Source organism: Amycolatopsis sp. TNS106 (assembly GCF_019330265.1).
GTDB lineage: Bacteria > Actinomycetota > Actinomycetes > Mycobacteriales > Pseudonocardiaceae > Amycolatopsis > Amycolatopsis lurida.
The window spans coordinates 6,468,082-6,492,497 of record NZ_CP024972.1; the positions used below are offsets into that span (position 1 = coordinate 6,468,082).

Genomic DNA, 24,416 nt, shown 5'->3' on the forward strand with positions numbered 1-24,416 from the left:
CTCGACGGTGAAGTCTCCGTCGGGCGCGAGCGCCCTTTGGGAGACCTTCGTGGTCGCGCCAGGCCGCCGTCCGGTCAGTCTTGAAGGGCCGACGGCAGGTCTGTGATCTTCCCGACCACCGTCGTCTGCTCCAGCACCGCCGGATCCGGCGGGAAATGCGGATTCGGCACCGCGTACACCGTCATCCCCGCGGCCAGCGCCGCGCGCAGCCCGTTGGTCGTGTCCTCCACGGCCGCGCAGTTCTTCGGCTCCGCGCCCAGCAGCTCGGCCGCCTTCAGGTACACGTCGGGTGCCGGCTTCCCGGCGCCGACCTGCTCCGACGAAACCGCCGTCGGCACCGGCAGCCGCGTGATGTCGAGGAACGCCTTGATCAGCAGCGGCGGCGACGAGCTCGCGATCGCCACCGGCCAGTGTTTCGCGACCTCCCGAACGACGCCGGGCGCACCCGGGATGATCGGCGGTTTCTCCGTGTACCGCCGCGCCATCCGGTCGATCACCACCTGCGCGACGTCCGCGGGCCGCAACTGGACGCCGAGGTCGTGCGCCAGGTAGGCGGCCCATTCCGGGGTGCTCATCCCCTGCATGGCCCTGGTCGATTCCTCCCGCCAGGTGCCGTGGAACTCGTGGACGACCGCCCGGCGGACCTCGTCCCACATCTTTTCCGAATCCACCAGGACACCGTCGAGATCGAAGATCACCGCTTCCACACCCCCAACCCTAGGCGCTGTCCGGCGAACCTGTGCGGCAGATTACTTAGCCATGCTCAGTAATTTTAGTTAGCATGGCTAAGTGACCACGAAAGTCGCCGACCTCGCCCACCGGCTCCGCCCGCTGGTCTTCCGGCTGTACTACCTCGTCCGCCGGGAGACGCCGCAGGTGCAGCTCACCCTGACGCAGGGTTCGGTGCTGTCGGAGCTGCTCAACGGCGGTCCGCGCCGGATGAGCACGCTCGCCGACCTGGAACGGGTCCGGATGCCGACGATGACCGACGTCGTCCGCCGTCTCGAACGGCTGGGCCTGGTCAGCCGCCGCCGCGATCCCGCCGACGGCCGGGCGGTGCTCGTCGAGGTCACCGAGGTGGGGCAGCGCTTCCATCGCCAGCTGATCGTCGCGCGGGAGGAGTTCCTCCGCGAACGCCTCCTCCAACTCGACGAGACTGACCGCGTCGCGATCGAAGCCGCGCTCCCCGCCTTCACCCGATTGCTGCACGAAGACAAGAAGGAGGAACTGATCCGCGATGAGCGCTGAGCACCACTCGAGCCTGTTGGACGCCGTCAAGGGGCAGCCCAAACAGGTATGGATCACCGCGTTCGCCGCGGTCATCGCGTTCATGGGCATCGGGCTCGTCGACCCGATCCTGCTGTCGATCGCGGAGGGGCTGAAGGCGACGCCCTCCGAAGTGACCCTGCTGTTCTCCAGCTACCTCGGCGTCCAGGCGGTCGCGATGCTGGTGACCGGCGCGATGAGTGCCCGGTTCGGGGCCAAGCGGACCGTGGTCGTCGGGCTGACGCTGGTCGTGGTCGCCACCGCGCTGTGCGCCGCGTCCGGGTCGATCGAGCAGCTCATCGGGCTGCGCGCGGTCTGGGGACTCGGCAACGCCTTCTTCATCGCGACCGCGCTTTCGGTCATCGTCGGCGCCGCGACCGGTGGCCAGGCGGGCGCGATCCTGCTCTACGAAGCCGCGCTGGGCGTCGGCCTCGCGGTCGGCCCGCTGCTGGGTGCCCTGCTCGGCAGCATCTCGTGGCGTGGCCCGTTCCTCGGCACTTCGCTGCTGATGCTGTGCGGTCTCGTGCTGTGCTCGATCTTCCTGACCGCCGACGCGAAGGAGAAGCGCCCCAAGATCCGGCTGCTCGACCCGTTCCGGGCGCTCAAGCACGGTGGGCTGCTGCGCACGTCGATCGGTTCCGCGCTCTACACCGCCGCGTTCTTCGTGGTGCTGGCGTGGTCGCCGTTCGTGCTGGAGTGGAGCGCCGTCGCCGTCGGCCTGATCTTCTGCGGCTGGGGCCTTTCGGTCGCCGTCGCGGGCGTGGTGCTGGCGCCGAAGCTCGCCGCGAAGCTCGGTGAGCGGCACGCGACCGTGGTCGCCGTCTTCGGTTACGCCGTCCTCCTGCTGGTCATGGCGATCCCGAGCAAGCCGGTACTGGTCGTCGGCATCATCCTGTCCGGTCTGGTGTCCGGCCTGCTCAACACGCTCTTCACCGGTACGGCGATGTCGATCAGCGGCGCCCCGCGTCCGGTCGCGAGCGCCGGGTACAACTTCTGCCGCTGGCTCGGCGGCGCGGTCGCCGCGACCGTCGTCGGTCACCTGGCCGAGTGGTTCGGCGCCAAGCAGGCGCCGTTCGTGATCGCCGCGATCCTCTGCGTGCTGGCCGGCGCCCTGCTGACCATCCGCGAGAAGTCCGCCGACCCGCACACGATTCCGGCCGAAGCCGTCCTCGTTGGCGAAGAGATGTGAATCAGAACAAAGGGTGAACACCGGACCAACGAGGGGTTTCCTCTCGTCGGTCCGGTGCCTTAGCGTCGACCTCCCGAACTGCCTGACCGGAGGTCCGCGTGAAGTTCCTTCCGTTGCTGGCCGGCCACTCACCAAGCCGGGCGTCAGTGACCTGTACCTACCGCTGTGGCGACGCGTGCTTCCACGACGCGCCGAACACGTCGGACAACCCCACCTTCGCCGACGTGCTCGGCGCGGTGAGCCGCCGCGGCGCGTTGAAGGCGACCGCCGTCGTCGCGCTGGCCGCGGGCACCCCGCTCGCGCTGGCCGCGCCCGCCTCCGCCGCCCCCGAGGGCCGTCCGAAGCCGCCACCCGGCACGGACTACGAGCGGGTCCAGCCGAACACCCTCGACGCCGTCGTGGTGCCCGAGGGCTACGAGCAGGGCATTGTCATCCGCTGGGGTGACGCGGTGCTGCCCGGCGCGCCGGAGTTCGACTTCGACCATCAGACCGCCGAAGCGCAGGCGAAGCAGTTCGGCTACAACTGCGACTTCGCCGCGCTGCTGCCGCTCGACCACTGGGGGCTCTCCGCGCTCCTGGTCACCAACCACGAGTACACCTCGGAAGAGTTCATGTTCCGCGGTTACGACCGGAACAACCCGACCGAGGAACAGGTCAAGATCGCGTGGGCGGCCCACGGGCTGACCGTCGTCCAGGTGTCGCGCGGACGCGACACCGGGCACCTGCGGCCGAAGATGTCCCGCTACAACCGGCGGATCACGCTGCACACGCCGTTCAAGCTGGCAGGTCCGGCGGCGGGCAGCGACCTGCTCAAGACCGCCGCCGACCCCACCGGCACGGTGGTGCTGGGCACGATGAACAACTGCGCGGGCGGTGTCACACCGTGGGGCACGATCCTGTCCGGCGAGGAGAACATCAACCAGTACTTCGGGAACGCGGATACCGTGGCCGATCCGGTGAAGCGCAAGCGCTACGCGCGGTACGGCATCAAGGGCACCGCGACCACCCGCAAGTGGGAGCGGTTCGACGCGCGCTGGGACATCGCGAGGGAGCCGAACGAGGCACACCGCTTCGGCTGGGTGATCGAGCTGGATCCGCACGACCCGGACAGCACCCCGGTCAAGCACACGCATCTGGGCCGCTTCAAGCACGAGACGGCCAACATCCGCGTCGCCAAGGACGGCCGCGTGGTCGCCTACTCCGGTGACGACGAGCGCTTCGAGTACATCTACAAGTTCATCTCGAAGGGCCGCATGAAGCCGGGGAACAGCGCGCACGCCCGGCGCCACAACATGACCCTGCTCGACGACGGCACGCTGTACGTCGGCCGCTTCACCGGCGACAGCCCGCCCGCCGAGATCGACGGTACCGGGAAACTGCCCAGTGACGGTGAATTCGACGGCGGTGGCGAGTGGATCCCGCTGGCCTCGGGCAACAAGTCCTTTGTGGACGGAATGACCGCCGAAGAGGTCTACGTCTTCACGCGCGAGGCGGCCGACAAGGTGGGCGCCACCAAGATGGACCGTCCGGAGGACATCCAGGCCCATCCGTACACCGGCCGGATCTACTGCGCGCTGAGCAACAACGTCGAGCGCGGCAACCCCGGCAAGGAAGGCGCCACCGAGCCCAACCCGCGGCTGAACAACAAGCACGGCCAGGTGCTGGAGCTCGAAGAGCGTCGCGGGGACGCGCTCGCGCTGACCTTCAGCTGGCGGTTGTTCCTCGTCTGCGGTGACCCGGCCTCGCCGGACACCTACTTCGCCGGCTTCCCCAAGGACCAGGTCTCGCCGATCTCCAGCCCGGACAACGTGGCCTTCGACCGGCACGGCAACCTGTGGATCTCCACCGACTCGGCGGGCGCCCTCGGCATCAACGACGGTCTCTACTCGGTGCCGCTGGAAGGCCGCAACCGCGGGGAGCTCAAGCTGTTCCTCACCGTGCCGCGCGGCGCGGAGACCTGCGGCCCGATCGTCGATCGGAAGATCGTCACCGTCTGTGTCCAGCATCCGGGTGAAGTGGACGGCGCGAACGCCGACAAACCGGCCTCCCATTGGCCGGACGGCGGCGAAACCCAGCCCCGTCCCTCGGTCGTGGCGGTGTGGAAACCGGGCAGGCACGGCCTGGCCGACATCGGTTCTTAGTCGACAAGCAACGATCTAGCAGTACTTTTGGTCGATGGCGCGCCGCCGGGTCCGGCAGCGCGCCATCGCTCGTTCGCGCGCTGTTCATCTTCTGGCCAGAGCTGGATCGTTTTGGTCGCTTAACGTCACGGCGTTCCCCCGACTGGACTACGTGTACCCACCGCGACCATGGAGGCCCTGTGTCCTTCGAGCCTCAGCGGCTGCTGCCGTTGATCACCTCCCACCCCGGTGGCCGCTCCGCGGTCACCTGCGAGTACCGCTGCGGCAACGCGTGCGCCCACCCCGAGCCGAACACGTCGGACAACGAGTACTTCGGCGACGTCGTCAAGAACGTGCTGTCCCGCCGTGGCGCGCTGAAGGCGAGCGCCGTGATGGCCGCGGCAGCGGGTGGTTTCGCCGCGCTGTCCGGCACGGCCGCCGCCGAGACCCCGGCTGACGTTTCCGCCGCGGGCCACGGCAAACCGGGCCGCCCCGGACGTCCGGTGCCGGGCACCGACTTCGAAGCGGTGCCGCCGAACACGCTCGACGCGGTCACCATCCCCGAGGGTTACGAGCAGCGCGTCGTCATCCGCTGGGGCGACGCCGTCGAATTCGGCGCGCCGAAGTTCGACTTCCACAAGCAGACCGCGGCCGCGCAGGCGAAGCAGTTCGGCTACAACTGCGACTTCGTCGGCCTGATCCCGCAGGATCCGCTGGGCATCCGCAACCTCATGGTGGTGAACCACGAGTACACCACCGAGGTCCACATGTTCCCGGTCGACCAGTACGACCCGAAGAACCCGACCGAGGAGCAGGTCAAGATCGCGTGGGCGGCGCACGGCCTTTCGGTCGTCCAGGCCTTCCGCGACCCGATCGGTGGCGCCCTGCGGGTGACGCCGAGCCCGTTCAACCGCCGCATCACGCTGAACACCCCGTTCGAGGTGCGCGGCCCGGCCGCCGGTTCGAAGTACCTCAAGACCTCCGCGGACCCGACCGGCCGCAAGGTGTTCGGCACGCAGAACAACTGCGCCGGCGGCGTGACCCCTTGGGGAACCGTGCTTTCCGGCGAGGAGAACGTCAACCAGTACTTCGCCAACGCGGCCAAGGTCACCGACCCCGTCGCGGCGGCACGCCTGAAGCGCTACGGCTTCTCCGGCACCGAAAGCACCCGTAAGTGGGAGCGGTTCGACAAGCGCTGGGACCTCGCGCAGGAGCCCAACGAGGCCAACCGGTTCGGCTGGGTCGTGGAGATCGACCCGAACGACCCGAACTCGACGCCGATCAAGCACACCGCGCTCGGCCGGTTCAAGCACGAGGCCGCGAACATCAAGATCACCAAGGACGGCCGCGTCGCCGTCTACTCGGGTGACGACGAGCGGTTCGAGTACATCTACAAGTTCGTCTCCAAGGGCAAGTACAAGCCGGGCAAGAGCGCGCACGCGCGTCGCCACAACTCGGCGCTGCTCGACGACGGCACGCTGTACGTCGGCCGGTTCACCGGCGACAGCCCGGCCGCCGAGATCGACGGCACCGGCAAGCTGCCGGCGGACGGCGAATTCGACGGTGTCGGCGAGTGGATCCCGCTGGCCGCCGGTGACAAGTCCTTTGTGGACGGTTTCACCGCCGAAGAGGTCTACGTCTTCACCCGTGAGGCGGCGGACAAGGTCCAGCCGACCAAGATGGACCGGCCCGAGGACATCGAGCCGAACCCGGTCAACGGCCGGATCTACGCGGCGCTGACCAACAACAGCCAGCGCGGCCCCGCCGGCAAGGCGAACGTCGACGAGGCGAACCCGCGGCCGAACAACCGCAACGGCCACGTCCTGGAGTGGGAAGAGAACGGCGGAGACGCCGCGTCGACGAAGTTCTCCTGGCGGCTCCTCCTGGTCTGCGGTGACCCGAAGACGGCGGACACCTACTTCGGCGGCTTCCCGAAGGAGCAGGTCAGCCCGATCTCCTGCCCCGACAACGTCGCGTTCGACCGGCACGGCAACCTGTGGATCTCCACCGACGGCAACGCGCTCGGCTCGAACGACGGCCTTTTCTCGGTGCCGGTCACCGGGCCTCAGCGCGGTCAGGTCAAGCAGTTCCTCACCGTGCCGAACGGTGGGGAGGCCTGCGGCCCGGTCGTGACCGATCACCTGGTGCTCGTCGCGGTCCAGCACCCCGGTGAGGACGCGCCGAACTCCGGCAGCCCGGCGTCGCACTGGCCGGACGGCGGCACGTCGCAGCCGCGGCCGTCGATCGTGTCGGTGTGGAAGAAGGGCCGCTGGGGCCAGGTCGGCCGCATCGGCGTCAAGTAGTGGCCTCCGGCGCCCCGATCACTCTCGGCGAGACTTGTTCTGCCTGATCGGGGCGCCGGACGACACCGTTCGGTGATTACGGATCCCCGCCGCGCTCATTAGCTTCAGCCCTGTGAAAAGGGCACTGGTGTTGATGACGGCAGGCGCACTTGTGGCGGGCATCCTTCCCGCGTCCGCACGGGCCGCGACCGTCCCGTCCGGCTGTACCGGTGGCGCCGCGCCGAATCCGAGCGTCGAGCAGGGCAGCCCGCCCGCCGGGTACACGTTCAACCCGGCCGCCCCGGTGCCTCCCGGCACGCCGCGGAGCAAGCAGCCCCGGCTGTCGACGGCCGGCGGCTATCAGCCCGACGGCGGTAAATACGCCCTGATCTCGACGCCGGACAAGATGGTCAGCACCGCCTACGCGGCGATGAAGTTCGTGCCCGGCGGCGTCTACACCCTGACCGACTGGACCGGCACGAACGACGGCAACCTCCGGCGCGCGGACGCCGTCCAGGAGACGGGGCTGCGGTTCTACGACAGGTCCGGCAAGGTCGTACTGGAGAACAAGCTCAAGGTCGTGCACGCCGTCGAGGCCGACGGCAAACTGGCCCGGCAGGATTTCCCGCCGTCGATCGCCCCGCCGTCGGCCGGTTCGGTGAAGTTCTTCGCCGCCACCGACCGCAACTGGGTCATGTGGGACTGCGTCCACCTGCGCGTCGACTCGTTCTCGGCGAAGGCGGAGGTGCGGGACCCGGCAAGCGGCGCCTGGGGCGCCACGGCCACGCTCGAGGCGGGCACCACCGCGAACTACCGTTTCACGGTCACCAACGACGGCACCACGACGCTGACCGCCATCAAGGTCGAAGACCCGTACTGCGACGTGAACCCCGCCCCGATCGCGACCCTCGAAGCCGGCAAGTCCGCGACCGTCACCTGTGACCACAAGAACGTCACCGAAGCGGACAACGGCCACGTCAGCACCGTGACCGTCGCCAGCGGAACCCTGCCGAAGAAGACCGCGACCACGACCATCAAGGTCACCCCGCCGCCCGCGATCGACGAGATCGGCGAGTTCGTCTGGAACGACGTCGACCGGAACGGCCTCCAGGACTCCGGGGAGCCGGGCGTTCAGGGCGTGAAGGTGACCTTGAAGGACGCGTCGGGCAAGGCGCTCGGGACGCTCACCACCGGCGCCGATGGCAAATACCGCTTCACCAAGCTGAAGGACGGCATCTACCAGGTCTGCTTCGACATCGCCGGGCTTCCCTTCACGTACGCGGCGAAGGACGCGGGCGACGACGCGAAGGATTCGGACGCCGATCCGGCGACCGGCTGCACCGCGACCACCACCGTCGGCCCTCGCAAGCGGCAGGACCTGACGCTCGCCGCGGGTCTCGTCGCGCCGACGAGCAGGCTGGGCGACTTCGTGTGGCTGGACAAGGACGAGGACGGCCTCCAGAGCCGTGACGAGCTCGGCGTCCCGGACGTGAAAGTGACCCTGAAGGACGCTTCCGGCAAGGAGGTCGGCTCCACCATGACCGGCCCGGACGGGCGATACGCCTTCGAACGTGTGCTTCCGGGCTCGCACCAGGTGTGCTTCGACGTCGGCTCGCGCCGCCTGACGAGGTCCGGCGCCGCACATCACGACGGCACCGACTCGGCGGCGGACCCCGCCACCGGCTGCACGCCCGTCGCCACGCCCGGCTCCCCGGAAGACCTGACCAGGGACGCCGGCCTGCTCGAGCCGTGATCGCCGTCCAATCACGCGAGTTACGCCTCCAATCACGCGAGTTCGCCGTCTGATCACGCGAGTTACGCCTTGGCCGCAAAGTGTCGGTGGGCGCCGCTAACGTCGCCGATCGTGACTTCCCATCTAGACGCCACCCGCGAGTCCTACGACACCGTCGCCGAGGACTACGCGGCGCGGATCGGACCGCTCTTCGACCAAGAACCGATCAGCCGCGCGATGCTGGCCGCGTTCGCCGAGCAGGTGCGCGGCCCGGTCGCCGACGTCGGCTGCGGTCCTGGCCACGTCACCGCCCACCTGGCGTCGCTCGGCCTGGACGTCACCGGTGTCGACTTGTCGCCGAAAATGGTCGACATCGCCCGTCGTCAGTACCCTGACCAGCGGTTTTCGGTCGGCTCGATGACCGCCCTGGATTTCCCGGACGGCGAGCTGGGCGGCCTTGTCGCCTGGTGGTCGATCTTCCACCTGCCGCCGGAGGAACTCCCGGCGGTGTTCGCGGAGTTCCGCCGCACGCTCGCGCCCGGTGGGTGCCTGCTGCTCGGATTCCACGTCGGTGACGAGCGCCTGAGCCCGGAGACGGCGTACGGCCATCCGGTCACTTACGACGCCTACCTGCTGGATCCCGGCCGGGTCGCGGACCTGCTGGGGCAGGCGGGCTTCGAGGTCACCGCGCGGCTCGCCATGGAAGGGAGGAAATGGCCACAGTCCTGCCTGTCCGGCCGCGCGGTTTGACGCGCGGCCCGCGGACCTGATCTCCTGCGCACGCAACCGAGCCGGGCGGGGCCATGACGCAGACGAACACGACCACGGGTGAGAGCACGCCCGGCTGGCCTTCGCGCGCCTGGTACCTGAGGCCGTCGACCTGGACTTGGTTCGGGTTCGGCCTGGTGCTGATGGTCTACGCCGACCTGGCCTGGCGCCGCCGCTGGATGAGCGACGACGGGCTGATCGTGCTGCGGACGGTCCGGCAGATCCTCGCGGGCAACGGGCCGGTGTTCAATGTCGGCGAGCGGGTCGAGACCAACACAAGTCCTTTGTGGACGGCCATCCTGAGTGTGCTCGGGCTGACCCCGGGGGTACCGCTGGAATGGGTCTCCGTGATCACCGGGCTGGTCTTCTCCGTCGCCGGGTTGTTCTTCGGACTGGACGGCGCGCGGCGGCTCTACCAGCCCTTGGCGTTCCACGGACTCGCGCCCGCCGGGGCGCTGGTGGTCTGCGCGCTGCCGCCGTTCCGCGACTTCGCGACGTCCGGGCTCGAGACCGGCCTCATCACCTTGTGGCTGGGTGGTACCTGGTGGCTGCTCGTCCGCCGTACGTCCACAATGGACGATCTACGGACCTGGCCGGTCGCGCTGGTCGCCGGGCTGGGGCCGTTGGTGCGGCCCGACCTCGCGCTCTTCAGCGCCGTCGCCTTGGTGGCGTTGCTCGTCCTGGCGCGGCCGGGACGTCGCCGGGCGGTGGGCCTGATGGCCGTGGCGGCCGCGCTCCCGTTGGCGTATCAGGTGTTCCGGATGGGCTACTACGGTCTCCTGACGCCGAACACCGCACTGGTCAAGGAGGCGTCGGAAGCGAACTGGGCCCGCGGATGGGCGTACCTTGCCGATCTTGTGCAGCCGTACTGGCTGTGGCTCCCGCTGGTGCTGCTCGCCGCCGCGGTCGTCACGGTTTCGTCCACTATGGACAAGACCTTCGTGGTGCTCACCGCGGTTCCGGTGGCCGGAGCGGGGCTGCTCGCGGGGTACGTGATCCGGGTCGGCGGAGATTTCATGCACGGGCGCATGCTGCTCCCGGCACTGTTCTGCCTGCTCTTGCCGGTGCTGGCCCTGCCGGTGACGCGGGTGACCGTGTCGCTTCTGGTCGCCGTCGGGATCTGGGCGTTCGTGGCCGCCGCGTCGCTCCGTCCGGCGTATTCGGCTTCTCCAAGTGCTGTGGGTGTCACGGACGAGCAAGCGTTCTGGTCGCGGTCGACCGGGCACGAACATCCGATCCTGGCGGCGGACTACGCCGGTCACCCGCTGATGCCGTCGGCGCTGGCGGCCGTCCGCGGTGTGGAAGACCCGGCGGTGCTGATCCAGGACTACGCGACCAGACGCTGGTACGCGTACCCGTCGGACCGGCCGTACGTGACCGTCGCGGCGGACAGCATGGGCGCGCTCGGCCTGCTGATCCCGCTCGACATGCGGCTGCGCGACGGTTACGGCCTCGCGAACCCTTTCGCCGCGCATTCGACGTCGCTCCCCGGCGGCCGTCCCGGCCACCAGAAATGGCTGCCCCCGGTATGGGAGCTGGCGAATTCGGCTCGGCTCCCGATCGCCGAAGGCGGCCCGGTCCGCTCCGCGGACGTCGCCGCCGCACGAGCGGCGCTCGACTGCCCGGATCTCGTCGCGATCGACGCGTCGGTGCGGGAACCCCTGACGGCCGCCCGCTTCGTGGACAACCTCACCGGGTCGTTCACACGTGGTTCCATCCGGTTCCCGAGGGTGGCGACGCCTCCCGTCGTGTGCGCCCCCTGATCACGCGAGTTACGCCTTCAATCACGCGAGTTCGCCGTCTGATCACGCGAGATCGCCTTTCGGGCACGCGAGACCGCCGTACTAGCGTGACGGTATGGCTGATCTTCCCCTCGCTCTCGTCACCGGCGCCACCCGCGGAATCGGTGCCGCGGCCGCCCGCGCGCTCGCCCCGACCCACCGGTTGCTGCTCGGCGGCCGCGGCGCCGGCGCACTCGGCGAACTGGCGGACACCCTGCCCGAGGCGAAGCCGTGGCCGATCGACCTGACCGACACTGAAGCACTGGAGACGGCGACCGCCGAAATCGGCGAGCTGGACGTACTGGTGCACTCGGCGGGCGTGGCGCGGCTCGGCACGGTCGAGACCGCGACCGACGCCGACTGGCGGGCGAACTTCGAGGTCAACGTCCTCGGCGTCGTCACGCTGACCAGGCTGTTGCTGCCCGCGCTGCGTGCTTCGAAGGGGCACGTCGTCGTGATCAACTCGGGCGCCGGGCAGAACGCGCGGCCGGGCTGGGGCCCGTACGCCGCGAGCAAGTTCGCCGTCCGGGCCTTCGCCGACTCGCTGCGCGAGGAGGAGTCCGCACTCCGGGTGACGTCGATCTACCCCGGCCGCACGGACACCGAAATGCAGCAGGCGATCGTCGCCGACGAAGGCCGCGCGTACGAGCCGGAACGTTTCCTGCGTCCCGAATCCGTCGCGGCCGCCGTCCTCGCCGCGGTCTCCGCCACCGGTGACGCGCACCCGACCGACGTGACCCTCCGGCCGCGGGGCCTGGTCTAGCCGCGGCTTCGCCCGCTCCCGCTCCCGCTTCCGCTCCGCTGGCTTCCGCTCCGCGGCCCGCGCGCGGGTTCCCAATGTCGCATTTGAGACGCTCAGCGCCTCAAATGCGACATTGGGAACCCGGGTCTCGGCTCGCTCGGTCGTGACTTGCGCCCAATGTGGCACCGGGGCCACTCAGCGTCCCCCATGTCACATTGGGCGCGCGGCCCAGTTGTCCACACCCCCGCCCAGTTGTGGACAACCAGCCCCTGAGCAGCACTTTTCCGCAGGCCCCTGACCCCGCCCCCGATAGACTGGCCTCGGGGCCGCCCCCTGGGATGGGTGGGGGGCTGCGTAGGTGAGTTAAGAGCGCAGCCGCGCGGAGGTTTGGGCGACTTCGGTCTGCACTTTCGCGCGGTCCACCCGCAGGGGTTCGCCGTCGCCGACGACCTTTTCGCCCGCCACCCAGACGTCGCGGACGCGGCGTGAGCCCGCGGCCCACACCAGGTTCGAGAGCAGTTGCTCGTCGGGGACGTCGATACCGGTCGCGAAGGCCGGGTCGTCGAGGTCGACGTGCACCATATCCGCCCACCGGCCGGCTTCCAGCGCGCCGATGTCGGTCCGGCCCAGCGCGTCCGCGCCGCCGCGGGTGCCGAGCAGGAACGCGTCGGCCGCGGTCAGCACGGTCGAGTCGCCGGTCGCGAGCCGCGCGAACATCGCCGAGAGCTGCACTTCCTCCCACAGGTCGATGTCGTCGTTCGACGCCGGGCCGTCGGTGCCGAGCCCGACGGCGACGCCCGCCTTCCGCAGGTCCGTCACCCGGGCGATACCCGAGGCGAGCTTCGCGTTCGATCCGGGACAGTGCGCCATCCCGACGCCGCGCGCGGCGAACAGCGCGATGTCGTCGTCCGACAGGTGGATCGCGTGCGCGGCCAGCGTCCGGCCCCGCAGCATCCCGACCTTCTCCAGCAGCGCGGGCACCGAGCCGTGCGCTTCACGCTGCTTGACGTCTTCGAGCGCCGCCTCGGCGACGTGGATCTGCACCAGCGCGCCCCGCTCGGCCGCCGATTCCGCGGTCGCCCGCAGCGCTTCCTCGTTCAGCATGTACGCCGAGTGCGGCCCGTAGCCGACCTCGATCCGTTCGCCGGGGCCGAACCGGAGACCGTCGGTGTCGATCCAGCGTTCGATGCTCTTCAGCATCGCGCGCCAGTCCATCCCCGGCAGTTCCATGATCGGCGGAGCCAGCACCACCCGGCCACCGGTGGCGAGCACCGCGTCGGCGAGCTGCTCGCCTTCGAAGTACATCTCCGCGCTGGTCGTGACGCCATGCCGCAGCATCTCGATCGAGCCCAGCATCATGCCGGTGCGGATGTCGGCGGGCTCCAGCTTCGCTTCGGTGGGCCAGATGATCTCGGTCAGCCACGGCAGCAGCGGCAGATCGCCGCCCATGCCGCGCAGCAGCGTCATCGGGCTGTGCGCGTGCGCGTTGACCAGGCCGGGCAGGAGGATGCCACTCAACCGGGTCACGGGAGCGGACGTTTCGGGGGCCCCGGACAGGGGGCCGACATGGGTGACGCGGCCCGTCTCGTCCACGTCGACCACGGCATCACGCAGCAACGAACAAGCGGGGTCGGCGGGGAGAACGACAGGAGCGTGGAAACGGCGTTGCATGAATGGAGCTTACGGGTGCCATTTATCGCACCGGCCCGCTATCTCGTCGCCAGGCGCGGCTTCAGAAGATCGAGAGTCCCGCGCCGCGCGCTCAGTCCACGACGCCGCTCCGCCACGCCCAGGCCGCGATCTCCACCCGGTTCCGCGCGCCGACCTTGCCCTGCACCGACGCCAGATGCGTCTTCACCGTGGACAGCGACAGGAACAGCTCGGCCCCGATCTCGGTGTTCGTCAGCCCCTTCGCGGCCGCCTTCACCACGTCCAGCTCCCGCGCGGTCAGCGGTTCCGAAGGCGGGGTGACGTCGCGTTTCACCGCCCCGCCGTCGAAATGCTTCAGCAGCCGGACGGTGATCTGTGGCGAGACCAGCGCGTCCCCGCGCGCGGCCGCGCGCACGGCCTCGATCAGCAGCGCGGGCCCGGCGTCCTTCAGCAGGAACCCGCTCGCGCCGTTCCGCAGCGCGGTGTGCACGTACTCGTCGAGGTCGAACGTCGTGACCACCACGACCTTCAGCGGATCGGCGACGTCCGGGCCCGCGAGCTGCTTGGTGACCTCGAGGCCGTCGATCCCCGGCATGCGGATGTCCAGCAGGCAGACGTCCGGCCGCAGTTCGCGCGCCTTCGCGACCGCCGAAACACCGTCCGGCACGTCGGCGACCACTTCGATGTCGTCCTGCGCGTCCAGGATCATCCGGAAGCCGATCCGCACCATGTCCTGGTCGTCGGCGATCAATACCCGGATCACTCTTCTCCTTCGAGGGGTAGCCATGCTTCGACGCGCCATCCGCCGCCCGGCGCCCGTCCGGCGGTGAGCCGGCCGTGCAACAGGGCGACCCGTTCGCGCATGCCGATCAGACCGTAGCCGCCCGATCCGCCGGCCGGACGGCCCTGTGGTTCGCGTCCGTCGTCGGTCACCTGGAGGTGCAGTTCGTTCTCGGTCACCTCGGCGATGACCAGCGCCTCCTTCGCGCCGGACGCGTGCTTGCCGATGTTCGTCAGCGACTCCTGCACCAGCCGCAACGCCGACCGCCCGACCTCGTGCGGCACGTTCGGCGGCAGTTCGAGCCTCATCGACGTCTTCACGCCGTGGTTCGACCGTTCGATCAGCGTCCGCAGGTCGGCGGCGAGATCGGTGGTGGCCTGTTCGCTGAACTCGCTGCTCCCGGCCGGAGCGTCACCGCGCATGCTCCGCACGAGCCGCCGCATCGCCGCGAGCGCCTCCACCCCGGCGTCCTCGATCCGGCCCATCGCCTCGACCGCGACCTGGGGGTTCTTCTCGCCCATCATCTTCGCCGCCTGCGCCTGCACGACGATCCCGGTGACGTGGTGGGCGACCACGTCGTGCAGTTCCCGCGCCAGCGCCATCCGCTCCGACGTCTGCGCGTCGGTGATCGCCGACTGGATGACCTGCGTGCGTTCCGAATCCCGGGACCGCAACGCCAGGCCGACCGCCACCGAGATGCCGAGCAGCAGCACCGCGGCCACGGCGAATCCGGCGATGTCGTCCGGATCGGTCATCAGCGTCGGGGTCGGCCGCTTGGTGTTGAGGATGGACGCCACGGCGACCACCGCCGACAGCCCCGCGATCCGGGGCGCGGCCTTGCTCAGCCCGACCGCCCGGACCAGCGTGACGACCAGCCCCATCCCCGCGACGATCTGCGTCCCCGGCACCCCACCGGGCGTGGCGTAGTCGTAGCGGAGCCGGAGGAACGGCGTCACCAAAGCCGAAAGCAGCATGACCGCGGTGAGCGCGACCATCGCGTCGGCGGGCCGTCGCGGCGCCGCGACCGCGATGATCGCCGCGACGATCGAGCAGACCAGGATCGGGAAGCCGTGCGCCCCGCTCTCGTAGGTGAAGCCGAACTCCAGGATCAGCGCGATGCCCAGCATGCCGATGAGCGGCCATTGGCCCATCACCAGCTTGTTGAGCTTCTGCAGCTTCTCGTAGTTCTTCGGATGCGCCGTCCGGTCGCGCCCGGGGATCGCGAAGAGCAGCGTGCCGCCCAGCAGGAGCCCGCCGAACAGCATCGCCTGCGCCATGGTGCCGTTCGACTCGCTGCCGGGGTAGTACCGGCCGGACACCGCGGTCAGCGTGGCCAGCACCAGGCCGGTGATCACGGCGAACGCGACACCCGGCCGCGTCCGGCGCGCGGCGTAGAACAGGACCTCGACCCCCGCGACCACCTCGGTGATGGACAGGTGGGCGAGCACGCTCGAGTAGGTCGGGATGGTGAAGTACCGGACGACCAGCGTGTACGCCACCAGCACGACCGAGGCCGCGACGGCGGCGACGGCCGCCCGCTTCTGCGCCCAGAGCGCGCAGAACACCATCGCGAAGATGCCGGGGAAGAGCAGGAGGTCGATCCCGCGCGCGCCCGTGTCGTCGAAAGCGGCGTCGGTCACGAAGATCAGGTCGAAAGCGAGCGCGGCCAGCAGGACGACGGCGGGCATGCCGATACGTCGCGCGAGCGCACTCACCCGCGCGGGGAACTTGTTCTGGGCCGGGCCTGCTGTCACACCGTGACGGTAGAGGATCGGCGGGCGTCCGCACCTTGGCCGACCGGCCCGAGCCGCATCGGCCGATCGGCCGATGCGCGGGTGATCAGCACTGGCCGTCTGCCCGAAGTGGACACACGTGGTCCACCGCGAAGCTCTTTCCCGAAGCAGAACACAAGTGACTGACTAGGGAGAATCACGGTGGTAGATCCACAGTGGACAGGGCAGCCGGTGCTTTCGGGCCGCGGGCTGGTGAAGCGGTACGGCACGCAGCACGCGCTGGCCGGGATCGACATCGACATCCAGGCGGGTGACGCGGTCGCCATCGTCGGGCCGTCCGGCTCGGGCAAGACCTCCCTGCTGCACGTGCTCGCCGGCATCCTCCGCGCCGACTCCGGGCAGATCTTCCTGGCCGGGCAGCGGGTCGACCAGCTCAACGAGCGCAAGCGCAGCGAACTGCGGCGCACCGAGTTCGGCTTCGTGTTCCAGTCCGGGATGCTCGTCGCGGAACTGAGCGCCGAGGAGAACGTGGCGCTACCGTCGCTGCTGGGGGGCAAGGGGCGCAAGGAATCCATCGAGGCCGGCCGCGAATGGCTGGCGAAGCTCGGCCTCGCGGGCAAGGAGAAGCGCCGCCCCGGTGAGCTTTCCGGCGGCGAGGCGCAGCGCGTCGCGATCGCACGGGCGCTGACGCACCGGCCGAAGGTGATCTTCGCCGACGAGCCGACCGGCGCGCTCGACACCCGCACCGGCCGCGCCACCATGGACGCGCTGCTCGCCGCGGCCGCCGACAGCGGTGCCGCGGTGATCGTGGTGACCCACGACCGCGAGCTCGCCGAAGCCATGCCGCGCACGGTCTCCATCCGGGACGGCCTGATCGCGACGAGGCTGGCCGCCTGATGAACAGCTTCCAGCTGGCCATGCGGGTGCTCCGGGTCGACCGCCGGACCCGCACGTCGGCCATCCTCACCGCGGTCGGGGTCGCCGTCGCGACCAGCCTGGTGCTCCTGCTGGCCTCCCTTCCCGGTGCCACGCAGGCCCGCTCCCAGCGGGCGATCTGGCAGGACATCGGCAGCTACTACTCCCAGTCCGGGGAGAGCCAGGGCGCGGCGCCGCTGTTGATGGCGGCCAACAAGGACTACTCGGGCGACCGCGAGATCACCCGCGTCGACATCGCCCAGACCGGTACTTCGCCGATGCTCAGCCTGCCTCCGGGCATCCCTCGGCTGCCCGCGCCCGGCGAGTCGATCGTCTCCCCCGCCCTCGGGAAACTGATCCAGTCGACGCCGCAGGCGCAGCTCGGGGACCGGTTCGGAAAACTCGTCGACGCGCTCGGACCCGAATCGCTGATGTATCCGGAGCAGCTGGTCGCCGTGGTCGGCCACACCCCGGAGTCGATGCCGAAGACGGCGATGGCCGCGGACGGCTTCCCGAACAAGGAAGCGAAGCCCGATCCGCTGCTCGAACTGCTCGCCTGGGTCGGGGTGATCGTCCTGCTCGTGCCGAGCCTGGTGCTCGTCGCGTCCTCGGCCAGGCTCACCGCCGCCCGGCGTGAGCTGCGGATGGCGGCGCTCCGGCTGGCCGGGGCGACTCCCGGCCAGGTGACGAAGATCGTCGCCGCCGAGACGGCGTTGTCCGCCACGGTCGGCGCGCTGCTCGGCATCCTCGTGGCACCGGCGCTCCAAGGCCTCTCGACGTTCGTCCCGTGGGGTGGCGGAACCTGGCTCGCGTCGGACTTCAGCCTGTCGGTCGGCTCGACCATCGCGGTCGCCGTGGCGATCCCGCTGCTGGTCGTCCTCGCCGGGGTCCTCGGCATCCGCCGAGTGCTGAAGACGCCGCTGTTCGCGGCTTCGGCACACGCCCGCAAACCGCTCCACTGGTGGCGGCTGCTCGCGGTCCCCGTGGCCGGTGCCTTCTTCCTCTTCGCGATCAGCCAGGACAACGCCAGCTTGCCGATGGTGATGCTCGGCCTGTTCCTGCTGGTCGGGTCGGCGGCGATCATCGGACCGTGGGTCACCTCGGCGGTCGGCGGCACGTTCGTCCGGATCTGGCGCAAACCGGCATCGCTGCTGGCCGGACGCAGGCTTCGCGACGACCCGAAGAGCGCCTACCGCGCCACCGCGGGTGTCGTGCTGGCCGTCTTCACCGGCTCGATGGCGCTCACCCTGCTGCCTTCGTTCGAATCAATGGCGGGCGGCGGCCGGACCTTCAAGGACAACGTCCTCTACGCCGAATCCGACGCGGCCCACGCGCAGCAGACGGCCGACCAGGCCAACGCCTCCCTCACCCGCTACGGGATCACCGAGAAGGCCGTCTCGGTCGGGCAGGTCTACCTGGCCACGGGTGAGCTGGGCACCCGCTCCCAGAGCTTGAACCGGGCCTTCGTGATGACCTGCGAAGACGCCACGAAACTCCTGCGGGTGAACATCGCCGGTTCCTGCCAGTCGGGTCCCGCGATCTACAGCGGGTCCGCGCTCGACCCGGCGGCGTATCGCGTGACGTCGGAGTACGACAAGGCCGGCACGCCGCTGGACCCGAAGGCTCCCGTGCACGTCCTCCCGCGAGGTGACGAAGACACGTCCAGCGCGATCGTCATCGACCCGGCCCTGGTGCCGGCGGGCATCACTCCGGAGCGCTTCGACGTGATCGTGCCGACCACCCCGGAGAACGGCGAGGTCGTGCGGACCGCGCTGGTCGGGGCGGCCCCCGGTCAGGAGGTCGGCAGCCGTGGCCTGCACCTGATCGGTCAGCAGCAGGAGCTCGGCGACCTGCGCCGGGTCACCGTGATCGGCCTGATCGCCGCCGGCGTGCTCGCCGGATGCAGCGCGGCCGTGGCGACCGCGGGCTCGGTGATGGACCGCCGCCGCACCTTCGGGGCGCTCATCGCGGCCGGGACACCGGTCCGGGTGCTGTCGAGGGCACTGCGGATGGAAGCGGCCCTGCCCGCGATGGTGGCCACCATCGGCGCGGGTGTGGTCGGGATCGGAGTCGGCATGGGGCTCTACAGCCTGGTCGAGAAGGAGGCGGTCGTGCTGAGCCCGTGGCTGCTGGCACCCGTGGTGCTGGGAATCGGGGTGGCGTTGCTCGGGGCATCCGTCTCGACCCCGGCGCTCAAGCGGGTGCAGTCGGAGCCGCTGGCCGACGAGTAAAAGATTCGCCCGAATGGCGTCATGGCGCCCGGGCGGGCAGGTCTCGTGGGTGGAGTCGGTGGTGATCCACCCACGGGCCGGGTGCCCGGTCGTCTCTCTGTCGGGGGAGGGACGAACGGGCATCGGGGACGCGCAGGGGGCGTTCCAAGGCGCGGGGTGTGCAGAAAGGGCCGGTCAGGACGTGGGGACGTCCTGACCGGCCCTTTCCGTGCCGTCGTCAGACCCGCTCGAAGATCAGGTCGTGCGAGATCCGCCCCTCGACGTCGGCGCGGTTCTCGAACTTCGTGATCGGCCGCCACTCCGGCCGCGGTGCCCAGCCGCCGGGCTCGCCGGCGTGCCGGTTGCGCAGGAGCGGCTCGGCCGAACAGACCTCCATCATCTGCTCGGCGTAGTTCTCCCAGTCGGTCGCCATGTGGAAGGTGCCGCCCGGCGCCAGCCGCGAGGCCACCAGCGAGACGAACTCCGGCTGCACGATCCGCCGCTTGTGGTGCCGCTTCTTCGGCCACGGGTCCGGGAAGAACAGCCGGACCCCGGCCAGCGAGCCCGGCTCCACATGCGAGGTCAGCAGCACGACGGCGTCACCGTGCATCAGCCGGAGGTTCTTCACCCCGAGCTTCTCGGCGCGCAACATCAGCTGGCCGAGCCCCGGGTCGTAGACCTCGACCGCGACGTAGTTGAGTTCCGGCGCGGCGGCGGCGAGCTGGGACGTGGTCTCGCCCATGCCCGAACCGATCTCGACCAGCACCGGCGCCTGCCTGCCGAACCAGTCGTCGAAGTCCACCGGTCCTTCGGGCAGTTCGCCGACGGTGCGGCCGAGCGACGGCCAGAGTTCGTTCCAGGCTCGCTGCTGCCCGACGGTCATCCGGCCGCCGCGTTTGACATAGCTGACCACGCTGCGCATCCGTGGCTGGTCCTCGTTTTCCACCAGCCCATTAAACGCGGGGGTTACCGGACCGCTTCGAACTCCCCCAGCCGCGAGCGCAGCCCGGCGAATCCGGCGACCGCGATCGGCGACGGCGTCGTACTGGAATGGGCGGGGAGGACGTCGATCCAGCCGTCGTGCCGGCTGGTGTTCAGCACCGTGGTCGGGATCGAATGCCCGGACGCTCCGCGTTCGGAGGGCATGAACTCCCAGTAACCGGATTCTCCGTCCGCGGCCCACGGGACGAATTCCCAGCCGGGACGCCTGCCGAGCAGACCGGCGATCCGATCTTCGATGCGGAAACCGAGTTCCCGCGATTCGAGCCTGCCTTCCACGACGGCGCGAAGCCACCACGGCGCGGGGATTTCGCCGTGCATTCCACTGGACGCGCGGTACAGCGCGACAACGAGATCTTCGGGTGCGCGGTGTACCCAGGCGCGGCGGATATCGGATGGCCGGGTCGCGGACGCGACCGTGCGGGGCAGTTCGATCGCCTGTGACCATTCGAGGTCGAGCATGGGCTCGAGCCGGGGCTGCATACTTTCCGTGCGGGCTTGCGGGATCATGCGTTCTACTCCCTGACCGGAATCCACCGTCAAGGATCACCTCCGGGGCCGAGAGCCGAAAAATAGGCTCATCCCGAGCATCGCCCGGTGTGGAACAGTATGTCCGCTCCGTGTGAGAGAAGCCACAGGCTCTTAACGTGGACTTAACTCCTTTGGCCGCGGTAAAAGCTCACGCATCCCTTCGATGGGTGATCATCAGCCCAGCCGCATAGACAATCACGCAGATGCCGCCGAAATAAGCCAAATAACCCCACGGCCCGAGCGGTGGTTCGAGTTTCAACATCGACACCGTGAGGTCCGGCCCGGAAAACTGATTCGCCGCGAAGAACGGCATCCACTGGTAGATGTCGTCGCCCACTTTCGGAATCAGCACGACGAGTCCTTCGAGCACCTGTGTCCAGGCCAGCGCGAACCCGAGCGCGAACGCGGGGCTGCGGAACAGCAGGCCGAGGCCGACGCCGAGCAGGCCGGTCAGGAAGAAGGTCAGGCCCTGACCCGCCACCGCACGCCAATCGGCACCCGAAGCCAGGCCCAGGTCGGCGGCCGGTTTGATCAGGTACGCGACCGCCCACGAGCCGAAGCCCACCAGCAGCCCGATCAGCCCGGAGAACACCCCGACGACGGCGCCCTTCGCCAGCAGGGCGGGCACGCGCGACGGCACCGCCTGGAAGGTCAGCTTCATCGTGCCCCAGTTGAACTCCGTCGCCGCCGCGAGGATGGCGAGGACCAGCACCACGGTGCGGCCGAGCGCGCTGGCGACCTGCGTCGAGGTGACGCCTGACTGGCCTTCGAGCGGCACGAAGCCGAAGAAGAGCGCGGTGTAGGCCAGTGCGACCACCACCGCGATGGCCGCGCACCACCACGGAGTGCGCGTGCTCAGGAGCTTGATCCGCTCCGCGCGGAGCATGTTCGCCGCGGTCATCGGGCCACCTCCGGTACGCCGGCGCCGTACTCGACGGACTCGGCGGTGAGTTGCATGTACGCCTGTTCGAGCGAGCCGGCGAGCGGCTTCAGCTCATGGAGGGTCGCGCCGGCGGCGAACGCGAGCTCGCCGACCGTGTCACTGTCCATTTCGGACACGACGAGCGCGCCGTCCTCCTCGCGGAACTCGGCGCCCTTGCCGGTGAGCGCGGTCCGCAGTTCGGGCAGATGCGGGCTGCGGACCCGCACGCCGAGGCCCTTCGCCCGGCCGACGAACTCCTCCATCGTGCCCTGGTAGATCAGCTTTCCCCGGCCGATCACGACGAGGTCCTGCGCGGTCTGCGCCATTTCCGGCAGCAGATGGCTGGACACGAACACGGTGCGCCCCTCGGCGGCGAGCGCGTGCATCAGCTTCCTGATCCACACGATGCCCTCGGGGTCGAGCCCGTTGACCGGCTCGTCGAACAGCAACACCCGGGGGTCGCCCAGCAGCGCCGTGGCGATCCCGAGCCGCTGCGACATCCCGAGCGAGAACTGCCCGGCCCGTTTGCGGGCGACCGAGTCGAGCCCGACCAGCCGGAGTACCTCGTCGACGCGCTTGTCCGGGAGGCCGTTCGTCGCGGCGATCCACCGGAGGTGCTCGCGCGCGGTGCGGCCGGGATGCCGCCAGGTGGCGTCGATCATGCCGCCGACCGTCCGAAGTGGATCACGCAGCTCGCGGTAGGCCATGCCGTCGATCGTCACCGAGCCCGACGTGGGGTTGTCGAGCCCGAGCATCATCCGCATGGTGGTGGACTTCCCCGCCCCGTTGGGGCCGAGGAATCCCGTCACCCGGCCCGCTTCGGCGGTGAAGGAAAGTCCGTCGACGGCGAGCTTGTCGCCGTAGCGCTTCGTGAGTCCGGTGGCTTCGATCATCAGCCCTCCCTCCAGTGGATCCTGACATTACGCGGGAAAGGACCGGGCTGCCCCCCGATAGGCGGCCCGGTCCTTGTTCCCCTTTTCTCCCCGTCCGGATGCCTCACTCCCCCCGAGCGAGGCATCCGGCTTTCTCCCCTGTGGAAGTTCTTACGCGTCGCGCTTGTTCGCGACGACCAGCGAGATGACCAGCAGCACCAGCGCGAAGCCGGCGAAGTAGGCCAGCGATCCGGCCTGGCTCAGCGGCGCTTCCGCCGCCGCGGGACCCGAACCGGTGAGGAAGCGGTCCGCGACGTGGAACGGCATCCAGTCGTAGATGTCCTTGCCGATCTTCGGGATGAGCTGGATCAGGTTCTCCACCGCGAGGGCGTAGATCAGCACGAGCGAAATGGCCCCGGCGCTGTGCCGGATCAGGATGCCGACGGCGATCGCGATCACCGAGGCGAGTGCGAACACCACGCCCACCCCGGCGACACTGGTCCACTCCGCGGCGGTGTTCAGCGCGAGGTCTTCCGGCCGCATGACCGAGGCGAGACCCCAGGCGCCGAACGCGGCGACCTCGCCGACCACGAGCGACAGGGCCGCGACCACGCCGGTCTTGGCCAGCAGCGCCGCGGTGCGGTTCGGTACGGCCTGGAAGGTGGTCCGGATGGTGCTGAAGCGGTATTCGGTGGTCACCGAAAGCGCGGCGAGCACCATGATCACGGCCATGCCGAAGCCGTAACCGAACTGGGTCAGGCTGACGTCGGTGAGTTCCCCTTCGGGTGCGGCACCGGAGATGATGGCGGCGAAACCGATCACGACCGCCAGTGCGGCCAGCGCGCACCACCAGGGTGAGCGGGTGGTGAACAGCTTGATGCGTTCCACGGCGAGCAGAGTCATGGCTTTTCTTTCCTCAACAAGAGTGATCGGCTACTGGGCGGCGATGACCACTTCGGCTGCTTCGGCTTCGAGACCTGTGTGGTACTCGACCGAGTCGCCGGTGATCTGCATGAAGGCCTGCTCCAGGGAGCCGGTCTGCGGGCTGAGCTCGTGCAGCACGATCTGGTTGGCCGCGGCGATCTCGCCGATCTTGTCACTGTCCAAACCGGACACCACGATCGCTCGGTCGGCGTCGGCGACCTGGGCGCTCGCCTGCGTCAGCGCGGCGCGCAGCGCGGGCAGCTGCGGCGACCGCACCTTGACCGTGTTCTCGGCGGCCCGTGCCACGAAGTCCTCGGTGGAGGACTGCGAGATCAGGCGCCCCTTGCCGATCACGACCAGGTGGCTCGCGGTCAGCGCCATCTCCGAGAGGAGGTGCGAGGAAACGAACACCGTGCGGCCTTCGTCGGCCAGCCGGTGCATGAACTTGCGGATCCAGAGGATGCCCTCGGGGTCGAGACCGTTGACGGGCTCGTCGAAGAGGAGGACCTCCGGGTCGCCCAGCAGGGCCGCCGCGATCCCCAGCCGCTGCGACATGCCGAGGGAGAATCCGCCGGCGCGCTTCCCGGCGACGCTGGTGAGCCCGACGATGTCGAGTACCTCGTCGACCCGGCTCGCCGGGATCCTGTTGGACCGCGCCATCCACTGCAGATGCGCCCGCGCCGACCGGTTGGGGTGCACCCATTTGGCGTCCAGCAGTGCGCCGACCGTCCGCAGTGGATCTTTCAGCTCGCGGTAGAGCTTGCCCCCGATGCGCACCTGGCCCGCGGTCGGATTGTCCAGGCCGAGGATCATCCGCATGGTCGTCGACTTGCCTGCCCCGTTCGGGCCGAGGAAGCCGGTGACCTCCCCTGACGCGACGGAGAAGGACAGATCGTTCACCGCCAGTGTCTTGCCGTACCGCTTGGTGAGGCCTGCTGCCTCGATCATGTCTGCTCCCCTCGGCGACTGCGAGAACAATCGTCGTCCATGTGGGTGGCC

At 69.5% G+C, this 24,416-nt stretch carries 20 protein-coding genes; 10 read left to right on the top strand and 10 right to left on the bottom strand.

Annotation, left to right across the window (positions count from 1 at the left end):
- Window positions 1-74: 74 nt before the first annotated feature.
- Window positions 75-707, bottom strand: a complete 633-nt coding sequence (locus CVV72_RS29595) for an HAD family phosphatase (protein ID WP_219146962.1) — start codon at window positions 705-707, stop codon at window positions 75-77.
- An 82-nt stretch (window positions 708-789) separates the two neighbouring features.
- Between CVV72_RS29595 and CVV72_RS29600 the strand changes: the two genes are divergently transcribed.
- From CVV72_RS29600 to CVV72_RS29635, 8 genes are all read left to right on the top strand, one after another.
- On the top strand, window positions 790-1,248 hold the full coding sequence (locus CVV72_RS29600) for a MarR family winged helix-turn-helix transcriptional regulator (RefSeq protein WP_219146963.1): 459 nt from the start codon (window positions 790-792) through the stop codon (window positions 1,246-1,248).
- Window positions 1,238-2,455, top strand: a complete 1,218-nt coding sequence (locus CVV72_RS29605) for an MFS transporter (RefSeq protein WP_219146964.1) — start codon at window positions 1,238-1,240, stop codon at window positions 2,453-2,455. The genes CVV72_RS29600 and CVV72_RS29605 overlap by 11 nt, the downstream gene beginning before the upstream one ends.
- 98 nt (window positions 2,456-2,553) lie before the next feature.
- Window positions 2,554-4,596, top strand: coding sequence for a PhoX family phosphatase (locus CVV72_RS29610; RefSeq protein ID WP_219146965.1), 2,043 nt, complete (start codon window positions 2,554-2,556; stop codon window positions 4,594-4,596).
- 179 nt (window positions 4,597-4,775) lie between these two features.
- A complete protein-coding gene (locus tag CVV72_RS29615; protein ID WP_219146966.1) occupies window positions 4,776-6,878 on the top strand; it encodes a PhoX family phosphatase in 2,103 nt (700 codons plus the stop codon).
- 127 nt (window positions 6,879-7,005) lie between these two features.
- Complete coding sequence (locus CVV72_RS29620) at window positions 7,006-8,610, top strand: SdrD B-like domain-containing protein (protein ID WP_219154202.1); 1,605 nt, start codon at window positions 7,006-7,008, stop codon at window positions 8,608-8,610.
- Between the two features lie 111 nt (window positions 8,611-8,721).
- A complete protein-coding gene (locus CVV72_RS29625; protein ID WP_219146967.1) occupies window positions 8,722-9,339 on the top strand; it encodes a class I SAM-dependent methyltransferase in 618 nt (205 codons plus the stop codon).
- A gap of 53 nt (window positions 9,340-9,392) precedes the next feature.
- On the top strand, window positions 9,393-11,120 hold the full coding sequence (locus CVV72_RS29630) for a hypothetical protein (protein WP_219146968.1): 1,728 nt from the start codon (window positions 9,393-9,395) through the stop codon (window positions 11,118-11,120).
- 94 nt (window positions 11,121-11,214) lie between these two features.
- Window positions 11,215-11,901: an SDR family oxidoreductase gene (locus tag CVV72_RS29635; protein ID WP_219146970.1), complete on the top strand. Its 687-nt coding sequence runs from the start codon at window positions 11,215-11,217 to the stop codon at window positions 11,899-11,901.
- 342 nt (window positions 11,902-12,243) lie between these two features.
- Here the strand turns inward: CVV72_RS29635 and CVV72_RS29640 are convergent, their stop codons facing one another.
- The 3 genes from CVV72_RS29640 to CVV72_RS29650 form a co-directional block, all read right to left on the bottom strand.
- Entirely contained in the window at window positions 12,244-13,551 is a 1,308-nt protein-coding gene (locus CVV72_RS29640; protein ID WP_219146973.1) for an amidohydrolase family protein, read from the bottom strand.
- Between the two features lie 91 nt (window positions 13,552-13,642).
- Complete coding sequence (locus CVV72_RS29645) at window positions 13,643-14,293, bottom strand: response regulator transcription factor (RefSeq protein ID WP_034314268.1); 651 nt, start codon at window positions 14,291-14,293, stop codon at window positions 13,643-13,645.
- Window positions 14,290-16,065 carry a sensor histidine kinase gene (locus CVV72_RS29650; protein WP_219146975.1) on the bottom strand — a complete coding sequence of 592 codons (1,776 nt, stop codon included), beginning with the start codon at window positions 16,063-16,065 and terminating at the stop codon, window positions 14,290-14,292. Before CVV72_RS29650 ends, CVV72_RS29645 begins: the two co-directional genes overlap by 4 nt.
- A gap of 180 nt (window positions 16,066-16,245) precedes the next feature.
- Between CVV72_RS29650 and CVV72_RS29655 the strand changes: the two genes are divergently transcribed.
- Both CVV72_RS29655 and CVV72_RS29660 read left to right on the top strand, forming a co-directional pair.
- Window positions 16,246-16,941 (top strand): ABC transporter ATP-binding protein, encoded by a 696-nt coding sequence (locus tag CVV72_RS29655; protein WP_016338261.1) that lies wholly within the window; start codon window positions 16,246-16,248, stop codon window positions 16,939-16,941.
- Complete coding sequence (locus CVV72_RS29660) at window positions 16,941-19,190, top strand: FtsX-like permease family protein (RefSeq protein ID WP_219146977.1); 2,250 nt, start codon at window positions 16,941-16,943, stop codon at window positions 19,188-19,190. The genes CVV72_RS29655 and CVV72_RS29660 overlap by 1 nt, the downstream gene beginning before the upstream one ends.
- 217 nt (window positions 19,191-19,407) lie before the next feature.
- On the opposite strand, the gene trmB is transcribed toward CVV72_RS29660, so the two are convergent.
- The 6 genes from trmB to CVV72_RS29690 form a co-directional block, all read right to left on the bottom strand.
- The gene (trmB, locus tag CVV72_RS29665) at window positions 19,408-20,091 is read right to left on the bottom strand and encodes a tRNA (guanosine(46)-N7)-methyltransferase TrmB (RefSeq protein WP_219154203.1); all 684 of its coding nucleotides are present in this window, start codon (window positions 20,089-20,091) and stop codon (window positions 19,408-19,410) included.
- Between the two features lie 44 nt (window positions 20,092-20,135).
- Entirely contained in the window at window positions 20,136-20,678 is a 543-nt protein-coding gene (locus CVV72_RS29670) for a hypothetical protein (protein ID WP_219146979.1), read from the bottom strand.
- Window positions 20,679-20,847: 169 nt separating this feature from the next.
- A complete protein-coding gene (locus CVV72_RS29675) occupies window positions 20,848-21,600 on the bottom strand; it encodes a hypothetical protein (RefSeq protein WP_219146982.1) in 753 nt (250 codons plus the stop codon).
- Entirely contained in the window at window positions 21,597-22,514 is a 918-nt protein-coding gene (locus CVV72_RS29680; protein WP_219146984.1) for an ABC transporter ATP-binding protein, read from the bottom strand. The genes CVV72_RS29675 and CVV72_RS29680 overlap by 4 nt, the downstream gene beginning before the upstream one ends.
- 150 nt (window positions 22,515-22,664) lie before the next feature.
- Window positions 22,665-23,396: an ABC transporter permease gene (locus tag CVV72_RS29685; RefSeq protein WP_219146986.1), complete on the bottom strand. Its 732-nt coding sequence runs from the start codon at window positions 23,394-23,396 to the stop codon at window positions 22,665-22,667.
- Between the two features lie 30 nt (window positions 23,397-23,426).
- Window positions 23,427-24,365, bottom strand: a complete 939-nt coding sequence (locus CVV72_RS29690; RefSeq protein WP_219146988.1) for an ABC transporter ATP-binding protein — start codon at window positions 24,363-24,365, stop codon at window positions 23,427-23,429.
- Window positions 24,366-24,416 lie beyond the last annotated feature (51 nt).

Bases quoted from the DNA above. Each gene is read 5' to 3' on its own strand.
- CVV72_RS29670 (WP_219146979.1), bottom strand. From the start codon at position 20,678: ATGATCCCGCAAGCCCGCACGGAAAGTATGCAGCCCCGGCTCGAGCCC.
- CVV72_RS29690 (WP_219146988.1), bottom strand. From the start codon at position 24,365: ATGATCGAGGCAGCAGGCCTCACCAAGCGGTACGGCAAGACACTGGCG.
- CVV72_RS29635 (WP_219146970.1), top strand. From the start codon at position 11,215: ATGGCTGATCTTCCCCTCGCTCTCGTCACCGGCGCCACCCGCGGAATC.
- CVV72_RS29685 (WP_219146986.1), bottom strand. From the start codon at position 23,396: ATGACTCTGCTCGCCGTGGAACGCATCAAGCTGTTCACCACCCGCTCA.
- CVV72_RS29675 (WP_219146982.1), bottom strand. From the start codon at position 21,600: ATGACCGCGGCGAACATGCTCCGCGCGGAGCGGATCAAGCTCCTGAGC.
- CVV72_RS29680 (WP_219146984.1), bottom strand. From the start codon at position 22,514: ATGATCGAAGCCACCGGACTCACGAAGCGCTACGGCGACAAGCTCGCC.
- CVV72_RS29605 (WP_219146964.1), top strand. From the start codon at position 1,238: ATGAGCGCTGAGCACCACTCGAGCCTGTTGGACGCCGTCAAGGGGCAG.
- CVV72_RS29630 (WP_219146968.1), top strand. From the start codon at position 9,393: ATGACGCAGACGAACACGACCACGGGTGAGAGCACGCCCGGCTGGCCT.
- CVV72_RS29660 (WP_219146977.1), top strand. From the start codon at position 16,941: ATGAACAGCTTCCAGCTGGCCATGCGGGTGCTCCGGGTCGACCGCCGG.
- CVV72_RS29640 (WP_219146973.1), bottom strand. From the start codon at position 13,551: ATGCAACGCCGTTTCCACGCTCCTGTCGTTCTCCCCGCCGACCCCGCT.
- trmB (WP_219154203.1), bottom strand. From the start codon at position 20,091: ATGCGCAGCGTGGTCAGCTATGTCAAACGCGGCGGCCGGATGACCGTC.